This window comes from Dehalococcoides sp. THU4 (assembly GCF_043231265.1).
Taxonomy (GTDB): domain Bacteria; phylum Chloroflexota; class Dehalococcoidia; order Dehalococcoidales; family Dehalococcoidaceae; genus Dehalococcoides; species Dehalococcoides mccartyi.
In genome coordinates this window covers 708,134-725,638 of sequence record NZ_CP171266.1, presented here as the reverse complement: position 1 = coordinate 725,638, position 17,505 = coordinate 708,134, and the positions used below count along the sequence as shown (strand labels likewise).

At 49.6% G+C, this 17,505-nt stretch carries 17 protein-coding genes, 1 tRNA gene and 1 pseudogene; 9 read left to right on the top strand and 10 right to left on the bottom strand.

Annotated elements, in window-relative coordinates:
- Positions 1-14 precede the first annotated feature (14 nt).
- The 5 genes and pseudogenes from ACE6F3_RS03840 to ACE6F3_RS03820 form a co-directional block, all read left to right on the top strand.
- The gene (locus ACE6F3_RS03840; RefSeq protein ID WP_278812242.1) at positions 15-614 is read left to right on the top strand and encodes a hypothetical protein; all 600 of its coding nucleotides are present in this window, start codon (positions 15-17) and stop codon (positions 612-614) included.
- Positions 611-2,203 carry an ATP-binding protein gene (locus ACE6F3_RS03835; protein WP_324665598.1) on the top strand — a complete coding sequence of 531 codons (1,593 nt, stop codon included), beginning with the start codon at positions 611-613 and terminating at the stop codon, positions 2,201-2,203. Before ACE6F3_RS03840 ends, ACE6F3_RS03835 begins: the two co-directional genes overlap by 4 nt.
- Positions 2,204-2,259: 56 nt before the next feature.
- Positions 2,260-3,087 carry a patatin family protein gene (locus ACE6F3_RS03830; RefSeq protein ID WP_324665600.1) on the top strand — a complete coding sequence of 276 codons (828 nt, stop codon included), beginning with the start codon at positions 2,260-2,262 and terminating at the stop codon, positions 3,085-3,087.
- A gap of 35 nt (positions 3,088-3,122) precedes the next feature.
- A tRNA-Ala gene (locus tag ACE6F3_RS03825) sits at positions 3,123-3,198 on the top strand.
- 45 nt (positions 3,199-3,243) lie between these two features.
- Positions 3,244-4,038: pseudogene (locus ACE6F3_RS03820) on the top strand (tyrosine-type recombinase/integrase); the annotation flags it as partial.
- An 87-nt stretch (positions 4,039-4,125) separates the two neighbouring features.
- Here the strand turns inward: ACE6F3_RS03820 and ACE6F3_RS03815 are convergent.
- On the bottom strand, positions 4,126-5,661 hold the full coding sequence (locus ACE6F3_RS03815; protein ID WP_392654490.1) for a reductive dehalogenase: 1,536 nt from the start codon (positions 5,659-5,661) through the stop codon (positions 4,126-4,128).
- Positions 5,662-5,946: 285 nt separating this feature from the next.
- Here ACE6F3_RS03815 and ACE6F3_RS03810 point away from each other — a divergent pair, with 285 nt between their 5' ends.
- Entirely contained in the window at positions 5,947-7,227 is a 1,281-nt protein-coding gene (locus ACE6F3_RS03810; RefSeq protein ID WP_010936082.1) for a PAS domain-containing sensor histidine kinase, read from the top strand.
- Complete coding sequence (locus tag ACE6F3_RS03805) at positions 7,224-7,901, top strand: response regulator transcription factor (protein WP_324665617.1); 678 nt, start codon at positions 7,224-7,226, stop codon at positions 7,899-7,901. Before ACE6F3_RS03810 ends, ACE6F3_RS03805 begins: the two co-directional genes overlap by 4 nt.
- Positions 7,902-7,980: 79 nt before the next feature.
- Here the strand turns inward: ACE6F3_RS03805 and ACE6F3_RS03800 are convergent, their stop codons facing one another.
- A complete protein-coding gene (locus ACE6F3_RS03800; RefSeq protein ID WP_324665618.1) occupies positions 7,981-8,724 on the bottom strand; it encodes a Crp/Fnr family transcriptional regulator in 744 nt (247 codons plus the stop codon).
- A 136-nt stretch (positions 8,725-8,860) separates the two neighbouring features.
- Here ACE6F3_RS03800 and ACE6F3_RS03795 point away from each other — a divergent pair, with 136 nt between their 5' ends.
- Complete coding sequence (locus tag ACE6F3_RS03795) at positions 8,861-9,028, top strand: hypothetical protein (protein ID WP_171973437.1); 168 nt, start codon at positions 8,861-8,863, stop codon at positions 9,026-9,028.
- 190 nt (positions 9,029-9,218) lie between these two features.
- Positions 9,219-9,629 carry a pyridoxamine 5'-phosphate oxidase family protein gene (locus tag ACE6F3_RS03790; protein WP_233417654.1) on the top strand — a complete coding sequence of 137 codons (411 nt, stop codon included), beginning with the start codon at positions 9,219-9,221 and terminating at the stop codon, positions 9,627-9,629.
- A 53-nt stretch (positions 9,630-9,682) separates the two neighbouring features.
- Here the strand turns inward: ACE6F3_RS03790 and cbiE are convergent, their stop codons facing one another.
- Genes cbiE through ACE6F3_RS03750 form a run of 8 tightly spaced genes read right to left on the bottom strand, consistent with a single transcriptional unit; the run spans position 9,683 to position 17,501 of the window.
- Entirely contained in the window at positions 9,683-11,236 is a 1,554-nt protein-coding gene (gene cbiE, locus ACE6F3_RS03785; protein ID WP_324665620.1) for a precorrin-6y C5,15-methyltransferase (decarboxylating) subunit CbiE, read from the bottom strand.
- A complete protein-coding gene (locus tag ACE6F3_RS03780; protein ID WP_324665622.1) occupies positions 11,233-12,039 on the bottom strand; it encodes an adenosylcobinamide amidohydrolase in 807 nt (268 codons plus the stop codon). Before ACE6F3_RS03780 ends, cbiE begins: the two co-directional genes overlap by 4 nt.
- Before the next feature lie 13 nt (positions 12,040-12,052).
- Positions 12,053-13,204 (bottom strand): cysteine desulfurase family protein, encoded by a 1,152-nt coding sequence (locus ACE6F3_RS03775; RefSeq protein ID WP_324665623.1) that lies wholly within the window; start codon positions 13,202-13,204, stop codon positions 12,053-12,055.
- A gap of 11 nt (positions 13,205-13,215) precedes the next feature.
- Entirely contained in the window at positions 13,216-13,476 is a 261-nt protein-coding gene (locus ACE6F3_RS03770; RefSeq protein ID WP_324665625.1) for a hypothetical protein, read from the bottom strand.
- Positions 13,477-13,491: 15 nt separating this feature from the next.
- On the bottom strand, positions 13,492-14,448 hold the full coding sequence (gene cbiB, locus ACE6F3_RS03765) for an adenosylcobinamide-phosphate synthase CbiB (protein WP_324665627.1): 957 nt from the start codon (positions 14,446-14,448) through the stop codon (positions 13,492-13,494).
- A gap of 14 nt (positions 14,449-14,462) precedes the next feature.
- Positions 14,463-15,002, bottom strand: a complete 540-nt coding sequence (locus tag ACE6F3_RS03760; protein WP_324665629.1) for a cob(I)yrinic acid a,c-diamide adenosyltransferase — start codon at positions 15,000-15,002, stop codon at positions 14,463-14,465.
- Positions 14,995-16,752 carry an adenosylcobalamin-dependent ribonucleoside-diphosphate reductase gene (locus ACE6F3_RS03755; RefSeq protein ID WP_324665631.1) on the bottom strand — a complete coding sequence of 586 codons (1,758 nt, stop codon included), beginning with the start codon at positions 16,750-16,752 and terminating at the stop codon, positions 14,995-14,997. Before ACE6F3_RS03755 ends, ACE6F3_RS03760 begins: the two co-directional genes overlap by 8 nt.
- Positions 16,753-16,760: 8 nt before the next feature.
- Positions 16,761-17,501 (bottom strand): radical SAM protein, encoded by a 741-nt coding sequence (locus ACE6F3_RS03750; RefSeq protein ID WP_392655036.1) that lies wholly within the window; start codon positions 17,499-17,501, stop codon positions 16,761-16,763.
- Positions 17,502-17,505: the final 4 nt, after the last annotated feature.

Sequence of the window (17,505 nt, the reverse complement as noted above, 5' to 3'; positions counted from 1 at the left end):
AGGGGGTAAAAAAATTGGACAACCTAAATATAAGCCGCATCGGCGAGGTTATAGATACCAGCACCACTGACTTTACCGCCCAGTCTTACCAGCTTTATAACACACCCGCTCTGGGGGCACTGGTAAAAACCGGCGAAGGCGAAAATACCATTTATGCCGCCGTCTATCATGCCACCACCTCATCCATAGAGCCAGGCAGGAAGCCCATTGCCCGCGGACAGGACGCCGCAAGCGAAGAAGATATATATGCCCAAAGCCCCCAGCTAAGCAAACTCCTGCGGAGCGAATTTTCCTGCCTGATACTGGGTTACCGGGGACAGGGGCAAATCTGCCACTGCCTGCCACCCCGCCCTGCCCATATCCACAGTTTTGCCGAAACCTGCACCCCTGAAGAAACCGCCGAATTCAGCCGCTCGTTCGGCTTTTTAAACATACTGGTAAACTCCGAACTGCCCGTACCGGCAGACGAAGTCACCGCCGCCTGCCTGCGTCAACTTGCTGCCGCCGCACCTGACAAACAGGTATTTTTAGTAAAAGCAGGCAAAGAACTGGCCAGAATCCTGCCCGGCCAGTACCAGCGGCTTAAAGTAATCCTGGAGAGGATACAGCTATGACAAGCGAAAACAAACTGGGTATTGTAATAGGGGGTTCACTCTCCGGCGGAATAGATGTCCGCCTGGACGGCGAAGCTCTGGTGGAGGACATGGCGGTTGGCCGTTATGTAACCATACAGGGTAAAACCAAGCGTTTTCTGGGCATGATAACCGATGTTTCTCTGGGGGTAACCGACCAGCGTCTTACCCTTACACCCCCGGCCGCAGACGAAAAATTTCTGGCGGAAATACTCAGCGGCACAGCCGCTTACGGAGACCTCAAGGTGATACCCTATCTGGTACTGGGAAATGACGAAAAAAGCCTTCTGGACGGCCCTCAGCCGGTCAAGACCATACCCAGCCACTATGCCCCGGTAGATATTGCCTCCAACGAAGATATAGAAATGGTCTTCGGCAAGGAAGACGCCTCCCATTTTTACGTGGGCAACCCGCTGGATATGGAAACCCGCCTCTGCCTGAACCTGCCCGAACTGGTCAAACGTTCAAACGGCATCTTCGGTAAAAGCGGCACCGGCAAAACCTTCCTCACCCGCACCCTGCTGGTGGGTATGCTCCAGAAAGGGTCTTGCGTAAATCTGGTGTTTGATATGCACTCCGAATACGGCTGGGAGGGTACCAGTGAGAAAAAACACAAAGTCAAAGCCTTAAAACAGCTCTTTCCGGACAGGGTAGCCGTATTTACTTTGGACGGAGAAAGCTCCCGCAAACGCAAAGTCAGCGTGGACTTTGAGGTAAAGATAGGCTATGACGAAATAGAACCGGAAGATATCAGCCTGCTCCGCCAGACCCTGAACCTGACCGAACAGGCAGTAGAAGCCGTTTACCAGTTACGCAAACACTTCAAGAAAAACTGGATAAAAGAAGCCAATAATATCGGTGACGAAGAAGATGATAAAAAACTGCTGGACAGTTTAAGTATCCATGAAAGCACCTTCCAGAACCTGAAACGGGGCTTAAATACCCTCACCCGCCTGCCCTTTATCGTGGAAAACGCCCCGGTCAAAGCGGTAGACCGGGTGCTTGAGTACTTAAACCGGAATATAAATGTAGTACTGGAATTCGGGCGGTATACAGATATCACCGCCTACATACTGGTAGCTAATCTGCTCACCCGCCGCATATATACCAGCTATCGTGACCGCATGGAACAGGCCATGGCCGAAGACGCCGCCAAACCCACCCCGCTGGTTATCACCATAGAGGAAGCCCACAAATTTTTAAACCCCGAGGTCGCTTCCCGCACCATCTTCGGCACTATCGCCCGTGAAATGCGCAAATACAATGTCACCCTGCTTATTATAGACCAGCGGCCTTCGGGCATAGATACAGAGGTTATGTCTCAGCTGGGCACTAAAATAACCGCCCTGCTGGACAATGAAAAAGACATAGACGCCGTACTCTCAGGAATCTCCGGCAAAAACGAACTCAAAGGCGTACTGGCCAAACTGGCTTCACGCCAGCAGGCACTTATATTCGGTGCGGCCGTACCCATGCCGGTAGCCTTTGTCCCCCGTGAGTATGACCAATCTATTTACAACGAAGTCAGCCGTAAAAAAATCAGCACCGAAGAGATAGAGGAACTTTTCTAAATGTATATGGGAAGAAAACCCGGGGCATACCGCCCCGCAAGCAGAGGAGGTTATTCATGCCCGCATCCAAACCGCCTAAAATAGGTATCGCTCTGGGCGGAGGCGCCGCCAGGGGTATTATTCATATCGGGGTGCTGGAAGTACTGGAAAAAGAAGGCATACCGCTGGATTTAGTCACCGGCACCAGCATGGGTGCTATTATAGGTGCTTTATATGCCAGCGGCCATACACCGCCGGAAATGAAAGAAATAGTAAGCAACCTGAGCTGGAAACAGCTTATGCCCCTGCTGGACCTGGCTGCCCCCAGAGCAGGCTTCCTGTCATCCCGCAAGATAAAAGACTATCTCAAAGGACTTATCGGGGATGTTACTTTTTCCGAACTTAAGAAGCCCTTTGCCTGCGTAGCCGCAGACGTTAAAACCGGACAGGAAGTGCTTTTCAGGGAAGGTCCGGTTATTGACGGGGTAATTGCCAGTATGTCCCTGCCCATCATCTTCCGTCCAGTAAAAAACAAAAACCGTTTCCTGGTGGACGGCGGTCTTATTACCCCCATTCCGGCCCAGATTGTACGGGATATGGGCGCAGATTTTGTAATTGCGGTAAACGCCATTTACCACCATGATTATATAAAACCGGACAAAGATTCCGCCCCATCTATTTTTGATACCGCTTTCCAGATAGTAAACATTATGTCAATACATATGGCTAAGGAAAATCTCCAGGCCGCAGATATTGCTATAGAACCAGACCTTTCCGGCATAGGACCGGGTGATTTCCTGAAAGCACCGGAAATAGTCCTCCGGGGGGAACTGAGCGCAACCGACGCCATACCTAACTTGAAACACCTGCTGCTTCAAAAATACAGCTATACCCCCACTATTTAACACTTTAACTCAAACTTGGTATAATGGTGCTCCGTGGGGCTGTAGCTTAGTCGGGAGAGCGCCTCCTTTGCAAGGAGGAGGTCAGGGGTTCGAATCCCCTCAGCTCCACCATCCAATGTCCTGTCTCAAATACAAAAGCCCGATTTTCCAAACGTGATGGAAATTCTGGAGGCCTTATTGGACGAGAAGACAAAACGCCGACTTTCGCATAAAAAATTAACCACTGATGAACTCTTCACCGGCTACTATGACCTACTAAAAATCCGGATAACGCCAAATCAATATCTCCAGTACAAAGCCTTACTTGATAAATTCCAGGCTTTCTTAGGCGGCGTGCCACCATCTCAAGCATTAGCCCTGAAGTTTTTAGGCCTGTACTACCATAGAGCCCAGGCTACCATTTTCCGTTATACCGGTATAATCCGCGGGTTCATGGAATGGTATGGCGAAGGGTTGGATGTTAAAGTGAAAAAACCCAAGCACCTGCCGGAATATGTTGAGCCTGCTGATATTGAAAAACTTGTTGATGCCATTACTTGCAAACACAATCATAAAGATACCATTGCCCGGGATGAGATGTTAATACGCTTCGCCCAAATGACCGGTTTGAGACGAAGTGAATTAGCCAACCTTAAAGTAAGCGATATACACCTAGACAAAAGAACTGTGTTTGTTCGTCAAGGTAAAGGGATGAAAGACAGGGCTGTGCCTATACCTCTAAGTCTAATCTCAAAACTTACCAGCTTTATGGCAAATAAACAGCCTTCTGATAACTTATTTAATCTTACCAGCAGATCTATTACTGACAAACTTTCCACTTGGAGCAAGAAAGCCGGAGTTAAAATTCACCCTCACCAGTTACGCCATTCATATGCTGAGCAATTATTAGAAAAAGGCGCCGCCCTTACTTCTGTACAAGCATTATTAGGACACGAAAGCCTCCAAACAACTTCTGTGTATCTGGGTATAAGACCTAACGCACTCAGAGAAGCTGTGGATAAGTTGGATATGGTAAAGCCAATGCCCGAACAAACATATCTAAAAATTAAAATATATGGTGCTATCCTGACCGAGTACCGGATAATCTTTATCCCACCATTCTTCCCATTTCTCCGGAGGCACCAGCCCATAACCAAACGCTTTATCCGCATTCCAGAGAAAACCGTTAAAGAGACCGGTGGTACCCACAGTAGCCCGAACCACGTCATGCACCATGGCTTTCATATTGGTATTAAACACACAAGTACCCATACACCGGGCACAACCATGCAGGCCGATCCATCTTGAATAACAGGCAGGGGAATCTGTGTGGAATACTTTCTTACCTGGAGTAGAGTATTTAGTTTCCTTAGCCGGGTCTACAGAAGACGGGGGTATTTCCCAACTAGGCTCACTATCAAAAGAGATAGCCTGAGAGGGACAGGCTTCCGCGCATTTACGGCAGGTATGACAAAAACGGAAATAGCCCGCATCTATAGGTTTATCTGGAGCCAGCGGCAGGTCAGTAAGAATACTGTAGTAGCCAACCACCGTTCCGAATTCCGGGCTTATGCAATAGTTGTTATTCCGGGCCATTTCGGCAAAACCGGTGAGAATAGCATCCGCCTGAGATGGCATCATACCATGGAAAAGTGATTCGGAAGGATAGCCAATACCCTGATAACCGATACCCTTCAAAAACGACTGGGTAGCCACCTGTACCACATTGTTAAGACGATAACGCATATTATTGGCGGCAAAACGGATGCCGGCATTACCCTGGCGGTACATTTCTTTGCTCATTTGAATGGCAACGCTGATTATATAGAGCGGTTTATCTGGCAGGACAAATTTCTGACCGGCAACTTCGTATGCCCGGTCCACATCTTCAAATACGATAGGCGTATTATGAACATGGTGGGTGAAAATAAGCTTCTTGGTTTTCTCATTCAGCTCGGCAAACCGCACTTCGGAAGCCCCAAAGAAACGCATGGCCGAACGCAGCATACGGGAATTTTCTTCAGGTGTACCCTGCCACTTTGATACTCCCCAAAAGTCCGGCGGGGCAGAAGCTACCCAGAAAGACGAGGCATTAGGCCAAGCGGCGGCGGTAAAACCAAACTGGGCCAGCACCTCATTCTGGTCTATTTCAGGCAAAACAAAATTAACGACCTTGTTTAAGCCCATAAGTAACGGAGATGCGCCGCCCTCAAGTGCCATATCCCGAAGGGTAAGGCCAGGTTCATTATTCTTCACCCCGTTAAAAGCCAGGTCAGAACCTTCTTTCTGCCAGTCAAGGTATTTCTGGCCGGCAAAAAGATAGCCGCCTTTTACCCCGTTCCTTACACCGTGCATAGTCCACGAATTATCAGACCGCTCTATCTGATTCCAATCTACTTCACAGGTAGGATCTTCATATTCGCGTTCCTTAACCCACCACGGGCGTCTAAAACCGCCGGCTACAGGTGCAGAGGCCGCTTCATCCAAATCATGGAAAACCGGCGCTGCCGCCGCTGCTGCTCCCAACCCCGCCCCGGCTAAACCTAGTCCTTTCATGAAATCACGCCGGCTTACAATTGAATGGAATTTATTCATTTTTCCTCTCCTTATATTCAGACAACAAATACCAGTGAAATGCCAGTCAGATAAAGTTTTTTTACTCTGTTCTCACCTCCACTTTATTTACTTGAAAGGCTGCCTGGGAATCAGGGCAATAGATAATGCAGGCAGCCAAAAAAGTACGGTTTAGTGGAGTTTACCAACCAGGCAGTGACAGGAGAATTTAATTATGGTTATAAATAATGAAGTTGCGGTAAAAAATTGTAACAGTCATTGTCCTTCGAAAATAAGGGGTATAAAATTAAATTCAAGGAGCACCGGATGAAAATGCCTTCTTCAGAACGGATCGGGACAGCTGACTATTGCAGCCAGATTGTCAAGATAATGCAGCGCAACACTCTGGTCGGAATGGCTATTGTCGATCAGAAGATGCACCAGATAATCCACGTTAATCAAGCTTTATGTAAAATGCTTGGTTACCGTAAAAAAGAACTCATTGGTAAAACCATGTTCGATCTTACTCACCCGGATGATTTGGAAATCAGCTATCAGCACGCCATGAGAATCTGGGATGACGAACACTGCTATTCAAAGATTGTTAAACGTTATTCTAAAAAGGATGGCGGGTTCATTTGGGCAGAATCAGAGGGTTTCCTTTTGAAGGACAACTCCGATAACGGAATATTGAGTATCACTTTTATAAAAGATGTAACCAGAGAAATCTCCTTCTCGGCTGCAGCACCTGTCAACATTTCCGGCAACCCGGCCTTATCCGGCCAGGAAAACCTCGCCATTGACGTAAAAAAGCTACTATCAGACGAAATCAATAAACGCAAACTGGTCTATAACCAACTACTGGCATCTTATGAGAATGAGAAGAAACTCCGGAAGTGCATACAAACAGAAATGAAAAGCCGGCTGGAATTTACCCGAATAGTAGTCCATGATTTGAAAACACCCCTGACTTCCATAATCTCATCCAGCGGAGTACTCTCCAATATAGCGGCTGATGGTAAATATAAAGCGCTGGCTGCAAACATTTACGAGAGCACCATGAATTTAAATACCCGCCTTGACGAACTACTGGATATGGCCCAGTGTGAAGTCAGAGACCCCAAACTGAACCGAAGCCGCTTTAATATTAAAGAAATGCTTGACCATATCATCTCCATACAGCATGGTATGTACAATACCAACCATATTGATTTCAAGATAATTATCGCCCCGGAAGTAAGTTTTATAATTGCCGATGAGGACCGTTTAAGGCAAATCCTGGACAATCTGATAGATAACGCTATAAAGTACTCCCCAGATTCCGGACTGATATCCATTAATATCAGCCGTGACCAGAATAACGTTCTTTTCTCTGTTTCAGACAGCGGCATTGGGATAGAACCGGGAGAGATTAAAAATATATTCAAACCTTATTACCGGGTGGAGAGCAGACAGAAAAAGCTGCAAGGGCTGGGACTGGGGCTCAGCATTGTACGAACATACGTCAAACTGCATGGCGGACGTATCTGGGTAGAAAGCGAATACGGGAAAGGCACTACCTTCCTGTTTACCATACCTCAACCGCCTTTAAAGGTATCTTCGACATGAAACTTCTATTTATAGAAGATGATAAAAAGATAGTTGAATCCGTTTTCTTACTCTTCAAGTCTTTTTGGCCGGATATGGAAACCAAGGCTGTACATCTGGGTAAAACAGGCATTGAGGCTGTCTATAAAGACGATTTTGACATTGCTATTATAGATTTGGGTCTGCCGGATATTGATGGCATAAACGTCCTTAAGCAAATACGGGCATTTTCCAGTCTGCCCATACTTATTCTAACTGCCAGAAACAACGAACAGGAAATTTTTACGGCTTTTGAACTAGGTGCAGATGATTACATTACCAAACCCTTTCAGCCGCTGGAACTGATAGCCAGAGTAAAATCTCTACTGAAACGGCTCAATAAAACCAGTCAGGACCTGGGAATCAAGTACGGACATTGGAGATTTGGTAACAGTCTGAAGGAGATATCCTACAAAAACAACCACGTAAATTTAACCGTTACGGAGGGACAGCTACTGCATATACTACTGAGCAAAACCGGAAGTACTGTAAGTTACGCTGATATATCCAAATCAATTTGGGGACGCAATGAATATTATGCCAAAGAAACTATCAAAACCCATATTATGCGAATAAGACAAAAATTAAGCAGGATTGACGGTGCGAAAGAATTCATCATTAACATACCCGGAGTAGGCTATCAGATTACCGAATAAACCGCTACATAGTTATAACAAATAACCTGAAGCGCCTCTTCCCCCTGAAAGATGCATTAAACACTTACTGCTAAGACACTTATTCGCCGGGTTTCGGGAAACACTTGCAGGCGCTTGAATCTTTTCTGATAAATTTGGGCATTTCATCAGAAAAATCATTCAGAAACCACTGGCTGACCACCAGCTTATGGTCAATATCATCTTTAATTATGCCGGATTTTTTCAGGGATTTTATAACATTCGTTACCATCACCCGGGATGCCCCCACTAAAGAACCAAGGTCATCATGGGTTAAACGGAAATTTAGGCGTCTGCCATCGCCCACATCTTCGCCGTGTTCTTTAGCCAGCCTGGCCAGAGTGCGCGCCAGCCGGTTTTGGATATCGTAAATAGCCATATCTGCCAGAGTTTCGGTAATGTTATTTATTTTTTCACTGAGGGTGCGGATAACTTTAACCGCTATCTGCGAATTTTGAGAAAGCAAATTTTCAAAGTCACTTTTATAACAGGCACACAGCCGGGTATCTTCCATGGCTACGGCGGTAATAGTCCGGATAGCATCATTAAACAAAATCTCTTCCCCGAAGAGCTGGTTCTGAGTCAAATAAGCCAGAACAATCTCCCGCCCATTTTCAGCCGTTTTAAAGAGCTTCACCCGGCCTTTGGCCACCACAAAAACAGCACTGGCCGGTTCGCCTTCGCTGAAAAGATACTCATTCTTTAAATATTCCGGACGCCTGAAAAGGCGGCTTATCTCGGTCTTCTCCTGCTGGTTAAGGGAGTCAAACAGCCACAAATCCATCATGCAGTTCAAATATTTCACCTGAGTCCTCCCCGTTTTCGGTTTATACCTAGATTATACAAAAAACCGGACGCTGAATATGTAATAAATTTTACAGACTAAGCCGCCCTGAGTATGCAAATATTAAGCTGCACAAAAACTAAAAGGAGGCTATTTTATGTCTACCTGGGCACTTATCTTCATTCTGGCAACCGGGATTTGCGGCTTTACCCTGAAAACCCCCCATAACCCGCTTAAGGGCTTTATTACCATAAAGCTGTTCTGGGTGCACCTGCTGCTGGGTATAACCGCCATCGTGCTGGCTGTTCTGGCCCTGTTAAGTTAAGACAGCACACAGGAACCTTACCGGGAATTTAATACCTTTAGCCACCAGTTTTTAACCCTGTGTCACCAAAATAGACACCGCCACTTGGTATTATTAATAGGAGGAGTATATACGGACTAAATATTTTCAGACGTAATCTTCTTAGAAATTTATTTTTATTCAAAAAGGACGGAAATCTAACATGGGCAAAATGTCACAAGAAGTAATCAACCTTTTTCAGGACCCCAGTGTCCCCAAAATGGTAGCCACTATAGATAAAAAGGGTGAACTGAACGTTACCCCCAAAACCAGCATGACCGCAGTGGACGCAGAAACACTGGCCTTTGCTGATTTATACGGCCGCACCACCCGCACTTTTAAGAACCTTGAAGAAACCAAGAAAGTGGCTATTGTAGCCGTGAAAGTACCGGTTGCCCCTCCCTTCACCACTTATCAGGTAAAAGGCACTTTCCTCAAATACCACACCTCCGGCCCCCTCTTTGACCAGTTCGCCAAGGCACTCAAAGAAGCCATGGGGGTGGATATCACCGGGGTAGGCACAGTCAAAGTAGATGCGGTCTATTCCCAGGCACCCCAGGACAAAGGTAAACTCATTTCCTGATTAAGCAGCCACAGGTACTAGCTAAAGGCCGGCTTTGACCGGCCTTTATTATTTTAGTCAGGTTTATTAAAAACAACCATCACTGAAAACCAGCCAAATCTCTGAGAGCTTACATCAGCAAGTGAACAGCTGGTGATTTTTTCGTCAGGGCAGGCCGGGTTTTCAATAACCATTACTCTGGAATCCGGCGCTATACCCCTGTCCAGCAGGTAGCGGGCAGTAGCATTGGGCAGCTGGCGAACCCCGGTTAGGACTATTAAATGCAAGCCCCAGCTTAGAGCATCAAGCATCCGGCGGCGTTTTTTCCGCAGGTCTTTGCCCCCGTCATGCGGCAAAGGGTGGTAGGTAATAATAGCGGCATCATACAAAGATATGCCGGCTTTGGCTGCTGCCAGCTGAACTGAGCTTATACCCGGAATAATCTCCACCTCAAAGCCGTTAAAAGTGCTTGTTATCCCATCCAAACCAGCCGGGGCTACCAGAGGGTCACCGGTTTTAAGCACCACTACGGTATCACCGTTTTTTTGAGCTTCCAGAGCAGCCAGTTTGGGCACTTCAAGGTAATTGCCGGGCTCCTGTAAGAATATCCGCTGGTTTTTAATCAGACTCTTTACAGGTTTCAAGTCCTGTTCCCAACCCACCAGTATATCCGCCTCGGCCACCAGCTCTTTCACTCTGGGGGAAACCCACTTAGCCAAACCCGGCCCTACCCCGGCTATATAGACCCGGCCGCAGCAAACGGCAGGTTTGGCCGGAAATAACTCCGGGTGGATAAGGTGAGCCAGACACTCCAGCCCGTCCACCATCCGGGGGCCTGCCCGGCTGACCAGGTCACTGTGGATACCAAAGACCCACCCGGTCCGGCGGGCGGTTACCTCTGCCAGAACAGGCTCGCCAAGGGCGATATTAAGCGGTTCCCGGGGGTTATCCCCGTAACCGGTTTCGGCAATGATAATATCCGGGTTTTTGAGTTTAATATCCTCTTTGGCAGGATACGGATAATAACGGCCGAAATCCCGCCCGATATTATACCCCCCGGCCATCTCAATCAGGGTATCCCCGATAGTATCCGAACCAAAGGTTTTCCAGGTCTGGCATTCATGCAAAACATAAACCGAGGGGCAGTTTTCCGGTGACAGGGAAGCGATTTTGGCGGTTATAAAGTCTGTCCGCCTGCCCAGTGACTCCGCCAGCAGTTCAGCGGCCTTAGCCCGCCCGGTACACTTGCCCACTATCCGGATAGTTTCCAGCAAACCTTCTATGGTGCTTGGTTCAAGCACCAGCACCGGATAACTCAGCGCCTCCAGCCGGGGGACAATATCTTTTAAGTGTATCTGCCCGGCCAGTATCAGATCCGGCTGTATTTTGCCAATCTGGTCAACGTCAACCGTACTGTAACCGCCAGCCCGAGGCTTGTTTTTGGCTTCGGGAGGATAATCACAGTAGTCAGTCACGCCCTTTAAAAGATCTTCCGCTCCCAGGGCATATACTATTTCGGTCAGGCTGGGGGCAAGGGATATAATCCGCTGGGGCAAGCAGCCGAAATGAACCTGGCGTCCGGCCTGGTCAGTTATCTGGCGGGTGGCGTATTTAGCAGCTGTACTCATTTTTTACCCCCGGAGTGATAGTTGGGGTCTTTGGCCAGCTGGATACTGAGGGCTTTCCGGCAGGCGGAGGTAACCGCTCTGGCCGTCATTTCCCCCAGCCGGGTATGCCCGCCGACATAGCGGCAGCCAAAATCCCAGCCGGAAACCGCTACTATCTGGTCAGTACCAGTGCCGGTTGCCTGCAAAGCCGGATTAAATGAACTGTGGATATTAAGGTCCTGCAGGGCCACCACCTTGGCTTCGGTAACAGTCACAAAGCTGGAAGCCAGAGCGGCAGAGTCCAGCCGGGCATTAGTGGCGGTAATGATATTTATAGTCCCGCAGGGCTGGCATTCCCCTTCAACCTCCAGTCCTGCACCTTTATCCACCCCTATCCGCATGGCATTATGCTTAAAACCGGCCGTAACCCAGGCGCAGACCCAGAGCTTATCCCCGGATTCAAGAGTATAACAAACTTCGTCCATGCTGACCCCGGTGGACAGCATGAAAATTTCCTGGGTTTCAAGACTGTAAAATGAGGCCATCTCTTGCTTCAGGTCTTTTAAATAATCATCGTAATCTTTGTGGTTGAAATGAAGGTAATCACACAAATCTTTTGGCAGGTAGCAGTTGCAGACCAGCCGGATGCTGCCGTAGCCGTCTGTACCTGAAAGGGCGGCATGGTCTTCATCAAAAAAGACCGCCAGCAGATTAGCCGGGGCATCCCAGACACGAGTGGAAAACACTTCGGCTTTTATGCCCGGCAAAGAACAGACCTCCCTTTCCAAAGTTACCGGTGAATACCCTGTATTTTTCAGTTGCATAAGCTTTTTCCTCCTACCAGACCGGGGTTTGCCGGCGGATTTGGCTGACTACCGCACTCAAAGTATCTGCGGTTTTTTGAATATGCTCAGGGGTGGTCATTTTACCCAGAGAAAGGCGGATAGAGCAGTTGGCCAGGTCACGCTCAAGGCCGGTCGCCAGAAGCACATAAGGGGCTTCGTGGCTTGCCGAACTGCAAGCCGAACCGGTAGATACGCAGATACCCTGCTTGGACAGTTCCTTGCTCAGGTATTCTCCCTCCACTCCTTCAAAACTGATATTCAGATTACCGGGCAGACGCTTTTGGGGGTGGCCGTTAAGGCGGCTGCCGGGGATAGACCCCAGTATGGCTTCGGCCAGTTTTTTACGAAGAGAGGAAACCCTGCCCGCCTCTTCTTGCATTTCCAGTGCGGCTATCCCGGCTGCCAGCCCCAGTCCCGCAATACCGGGCACATTTTCCGTACCCGAACGCAGGCCGCTTTCCTGCCCCCCGCCCAGAATAAGCGGGGCTAAAGGCACATCGCCCTTGGCATAGAGTATTCCCACCCCTTTGGGGCCGTTAAACTTGTGGGCAGACAGGGATAAAAGGTCTATGTTATCCCGCTTTACATCCAGCGGCAGGTGACCGGCCATCTGGACGGCATCAGTATGGAAAATAACTCCCTGACGGCGGCAGACAGCCCCTATTTCAGCTACAGGCTGAAGCGTGCCGATTACATTATTGGCCGCCATAATGCTTACCAAAGCCGTTTGGGGAGTAATGGACGCCTCTACATCCTTAGGAGAAATCTGCCCGAAGGAGTCCACCGGCAGATAGGTAACCTCAAAGCCCTTCTTTTCCAGGGCATGACAGGCTAAGAGCACGGCATGGTGCTCAATCTCCGAGGTAATAATATGTCTGCCCCGGCCAGCCATAGCCGCACCGCTGATAGCCAGATTGTCTGATTCGGTGCCACCGCTGGTAAAAATAACCTCTTCCGGCTGGCAGTTAATCAGGGCGGCCACCTGCTCCCGGGCAGTTTCCAGAGCCTCGTCCGCCCTGCGCCCCATAGGGTGAATAGCCGAGGGGTTTCCGTAGTGCCGGGTAAAGTAAGGCAGCATAACCGTAACTACCCTCGGGTCAACCGGGGTACTGGCGGCATTATCCAGGTAAATCAGCTCATCCATAGTACTTCCCCCTATATCCTGCAGGACTGCCCGGCAGGGCGGGCGGTTTTACCCCGGGAGTAAGCCACAATAGAGGCATCCAGTTCCGCCCCCAGCTTATCCAGCTCAGCCAGTTCCTCAGCGGATAACCTGGCATATTCGTCACTGCGGGCACTGAAAGCTATCAAGGGCAGACCCAGCTTCTGCTCCAGCTTGCGCAGTTTTTCCATAGCAGTATCATCCAGCGGTTTAACCGGTATTTTAACGTAACAATGTGTCATTTCTCTGGCCATAAAAGCCACCTCCCATCAGTTCAAGCTTAGTAAATATACCGCCAGCAGTATGCCCGTACTGCCGGCAATGCTGATAGCGGACATCACCCCGAACAGTCTTACGGCCTGACCTATATGACCGGGGCTGAGGGGTTTTGCCGCATCCCCCAGCGCATAGTGACCAGCCCGCTCCAGCCTTACCCCCAGTGCTCCGGCAACAGATGCCATCGGCCAGCCGGCATTGGGGCTTTCGGTTTTGGACTGGTCTCTGCGGGCAATCCTCCAGGCATTTTTGCCATCCATCCCCGAAACAAAAGCCGCCAGTACAAACATCAGCCCGGTAAGTCTGGATGGCAGATAGTTAATGATATCATCCAGACAGGCGGCAAACTTACCCAGGTATTCGTACTCACCACGGTGTCCCAGCATACCGTCAAGGGTGTTGCAAACCCGGTAGGCCACCGCCCCCGGCACACCCAGAATCAGAAAATAGAACAGCGGGGCTACCAGAAAATCCGAAGCGTTTTCCGCCAGCGAACGGATAGTGGAGGATATCATGGGCGGAGCAAATCCGTCCTCCTTGTCACGTTCAACCGTTGTCAGAAGATAGCGGATTTCCGGGGCGGCACTCTCTATCCGGTAGTCCCCGCCTTTCAGGTATTTCTCTACCAGTAAAGACATGCGGGCGTTAAAGCGTAAACAGAACGTGGTCTTCAGGATTAAAAAGGCGGCTATCAGGTATAAGGCAAAGCTTAGGCCGCCCAGATAATCAAGCAGCAGATAAGTCAGCCAGCCGAACAAAGCTATCAGGAACAAAGAGGCCGCCATGCCGAAGATATACTGCAGGGCGTGACTGCGTATCTTAAGCCCTGCCTTCTCCACCAGCGAAATCACCCGCCCTATCCAGACAGTCAGGTGAATAGCCGCCGGAGGCTCAGCCAGAGCCAAATCCCAAAGGACAGCCAGAATAAGTATCAGAATATATTCGTTCATTGTGTTTTATTCACCTAATAGTCTATACCCGCCCGGGCTAAAATACCCCGGTCATACGGGTGCTTCAGTTTGCGGAATTCAGCCACCAGGTCTGCTTTTGCCGCTACCTCTTTGTCCGCCGTTTTGCCGGTGAGCACAAGTGAGGTACAGGCCGGTTTGACGGAAAGCAGTTTTAAAATATCCTCTGTTTCTATAACGCCGTAGTAACGGGCATTGTTTATTTCGTCCAGCACTACCAAATCCCATTTACCCAAACTTATCTGCCCTTCGGCAAACGTGAGAGCCTGACGGCAAAGTCTGGCATCTTCTGCCCGGGCGTCTGCACCGCTTAAAAAACCGCTCCGGCCAAAAACAGCGTATTCCACCCCCAGATCTTTTAAGGAACTATATTCGGCATTCCGGCGTTCGCCTTTCATAAAGAACACTACCGTAACCCTGAGCCCGGCAGAAACAGCCCGCACAATCTCACCCATAGCGGCCGAGGTCTTGCCCCGCCCGTCACCGTAAAAGACCTGTACAAGACCGGGCAGGGGCTTCCCAGATACCTTAAACACAGCAATCCTCAAAATACTTTCTGGCTATATCCCGGCAGTCCCCACCGGTGCAAAGCACCTGCAATTCCCGGCTGCTGTCACGGTAAGCCGTAACCCCTTTAAGACCCAGTTCGTGGGCTTTAAGGAATAAATCTGCGATATCCTCAACCGAGGCATCAGCAGGGAAATTGACCGTTTGGGAAATAGCATTGTCAGTATATTTCTGGAAAGCTGCCTGCACCCTGATACACCATTCCGGCTGAATATCCCGGGCGGTAACCAGCAACCGGCGGTAATCCTCCGGTATCTCCGGGCAGTTACAGGGGCTTTCCCCCGTAAGCAGTTTTTCTATAAGCGCCGGGCTGAAAAAGCCCCTCTCTCTGGCGGTTTCTTCAAAAGCATGGTTTATATCCAGCAGCCGCTGCCCGTCCAGTATGTTGCGAACCATAACCAGCGAATATATGGGGTGAATACCGACCGAGGTATCGGCAATAATGCTGGTAGTGCCGGTATTGGTAAAGGTAAGGCAGGTGGCATTCCGTCTGGGTTTGGCACCCTTTTGGGCATATATACTGCCTGCAAAAGCCGGAAAAGCCCCCCGTTCCAGAGCCAGTTCTTCGGTGGCCTGGCAGGCAGCTTCTTTTACAAAAGCCATAAGCTCATCTGCTGCGGATACCGCTTCCGCTGAATCATAACGGATACCCAGCTTTATCAGCATCTCGGCAAAGCCCATAAACCCCAGGCCTATTTTGCGGGTGGCCTTAGCCGCTTTTTCAACCTCGGCTGACGGATAGCGGTTTACCTCCAGCACGTCATCCAGAAAGCGGACAGCTTTGGCAATCAGCCCGCCAAGCCGCGGGTAATCCACCCGGCAGCAGTTGTCTTCTTTTAAGAGCATACCGGACAGGTTTATTGTCCCCAAAGTAGCTGATTCGTACGGGAGCAAAGGCTGGCCGCCGCAGGGGTCGGTAGTTATAAATTCTCCAAGCCGGGGGGTGGGGTTATCTTTATTTATGCGGTCAATAAACATTATCCCCGGGTCACCTGTTTCCCATGCGCTTCGGGCTATGCGGTAAAAGACTTCGGCGGCGGATAAACTGCCGCTGACCCTTCCGGTGCGCGGGTTAACCAGCTCATAATCTTCTCCGCGCCGGACTTTCCAGATAAAATCATCCGTCAGGGCAATATTGATGCCAAAGTTGGCGGAGTGACTGCCTTCATCTTTAGCCCGGATAAATTTTAAAATATCAGGGTGATTTACCGGCAGACTGGCCGAATTACAGCCGCAGCGCACCCCGGCCTGTTTTATGTAGTTGGCCGCTTCCGAAAATACCCCCACCAGCCTGACCGGCCCGCCAGCCACCTTATGGCCGCTTTTTACCGGGTCATCTTCCGGCCGTATGGCATCAAAGGCAAAGCCGGTACCGCCCCCGTACTGGTGGATAACCATGGCTTCGCCGATAGCTTTAGCTACCCCCGCAACCGAATCTGCCACTGGCAATACAAAACAGGAGGATAAAAGCCCCAGTTCCCGCCCGGCATTCAGAAGGGTGGGCGAATTGGGCAGGAACTCAAACCCGGTCATCATGCCGTAAAACTCATCTGCCATACAGGCAGCCTTACCAGACGGGTTATAGGCATTTTCAGCCGCCGCCACCGTGTCCGCTACCCTGCGGAACATATCCTCAGGGGATTCGGCAATATTCCCGTCACCGTCCCGTTTGAGGTAGCGTTTTTCAAGCACAATCCTGGCATTTTGGCTTAGTTTCATATTTATTCCTAAAAAATTACTTCCGGCTTCCAGCCGTTATCCCGGCTGTCAGAGGCCATAGTAACCACGTTATCAAGGTATCTGCGGGCAACTGAAGCGGCATCTTCCACCTGCTCCCGGCAGGCCGAAGGCCACGGAGCTCCCGGTACAGCAAAATAAGCCGTAACCCGGAAAAGAAGCCGGCGGTCTATTTCAGAAATAGCCTTAGCCAGCATCCCAATCTCTTCCTCCTCCACCAGGTCGGGAATGAAAGCTATTTCAGCCTGAACCTTTTTACCGCTCTGGTAAACCTTCTTGAAATTAGCCAGTATGCCCGTATTGGACAGCCCGGTATATTCCCGGTGGACAGATTCGCTGGCAGATTTAAAGCCGAAAACCGCTTCGTCTATATCTGAAAGGTCGGTAAGTTTACGCCCGTTGGTCAGCAGGGTATGGAAGCTCTTGTGCCGGGCATGAAGCCGGGCTGCCAGCAGAGGCAGTTCGGGGTCAAGCGAGGCTTCCTTGCCCATAAAGAATATATCTCTGGGGGTCAGGCCTTCAGTCTTTTCCAGCACTTCCCCAAGGGTTAAAAATCTGGCAGGATTTTTGGCTCTGGGGGCATCTTTAAGCTGTTCTACCGAACTGCCCGGCAGACTAAGGTCATCAATCCGGTAGTTTTTATAACAGCCGCGGCAAAAAAGGTTGCAGCCCCAGAAGTGAAGCCCCAGCACCCGGTAATTCGGCTCGTAGGTAATCTGGTAAATATTCATCTTG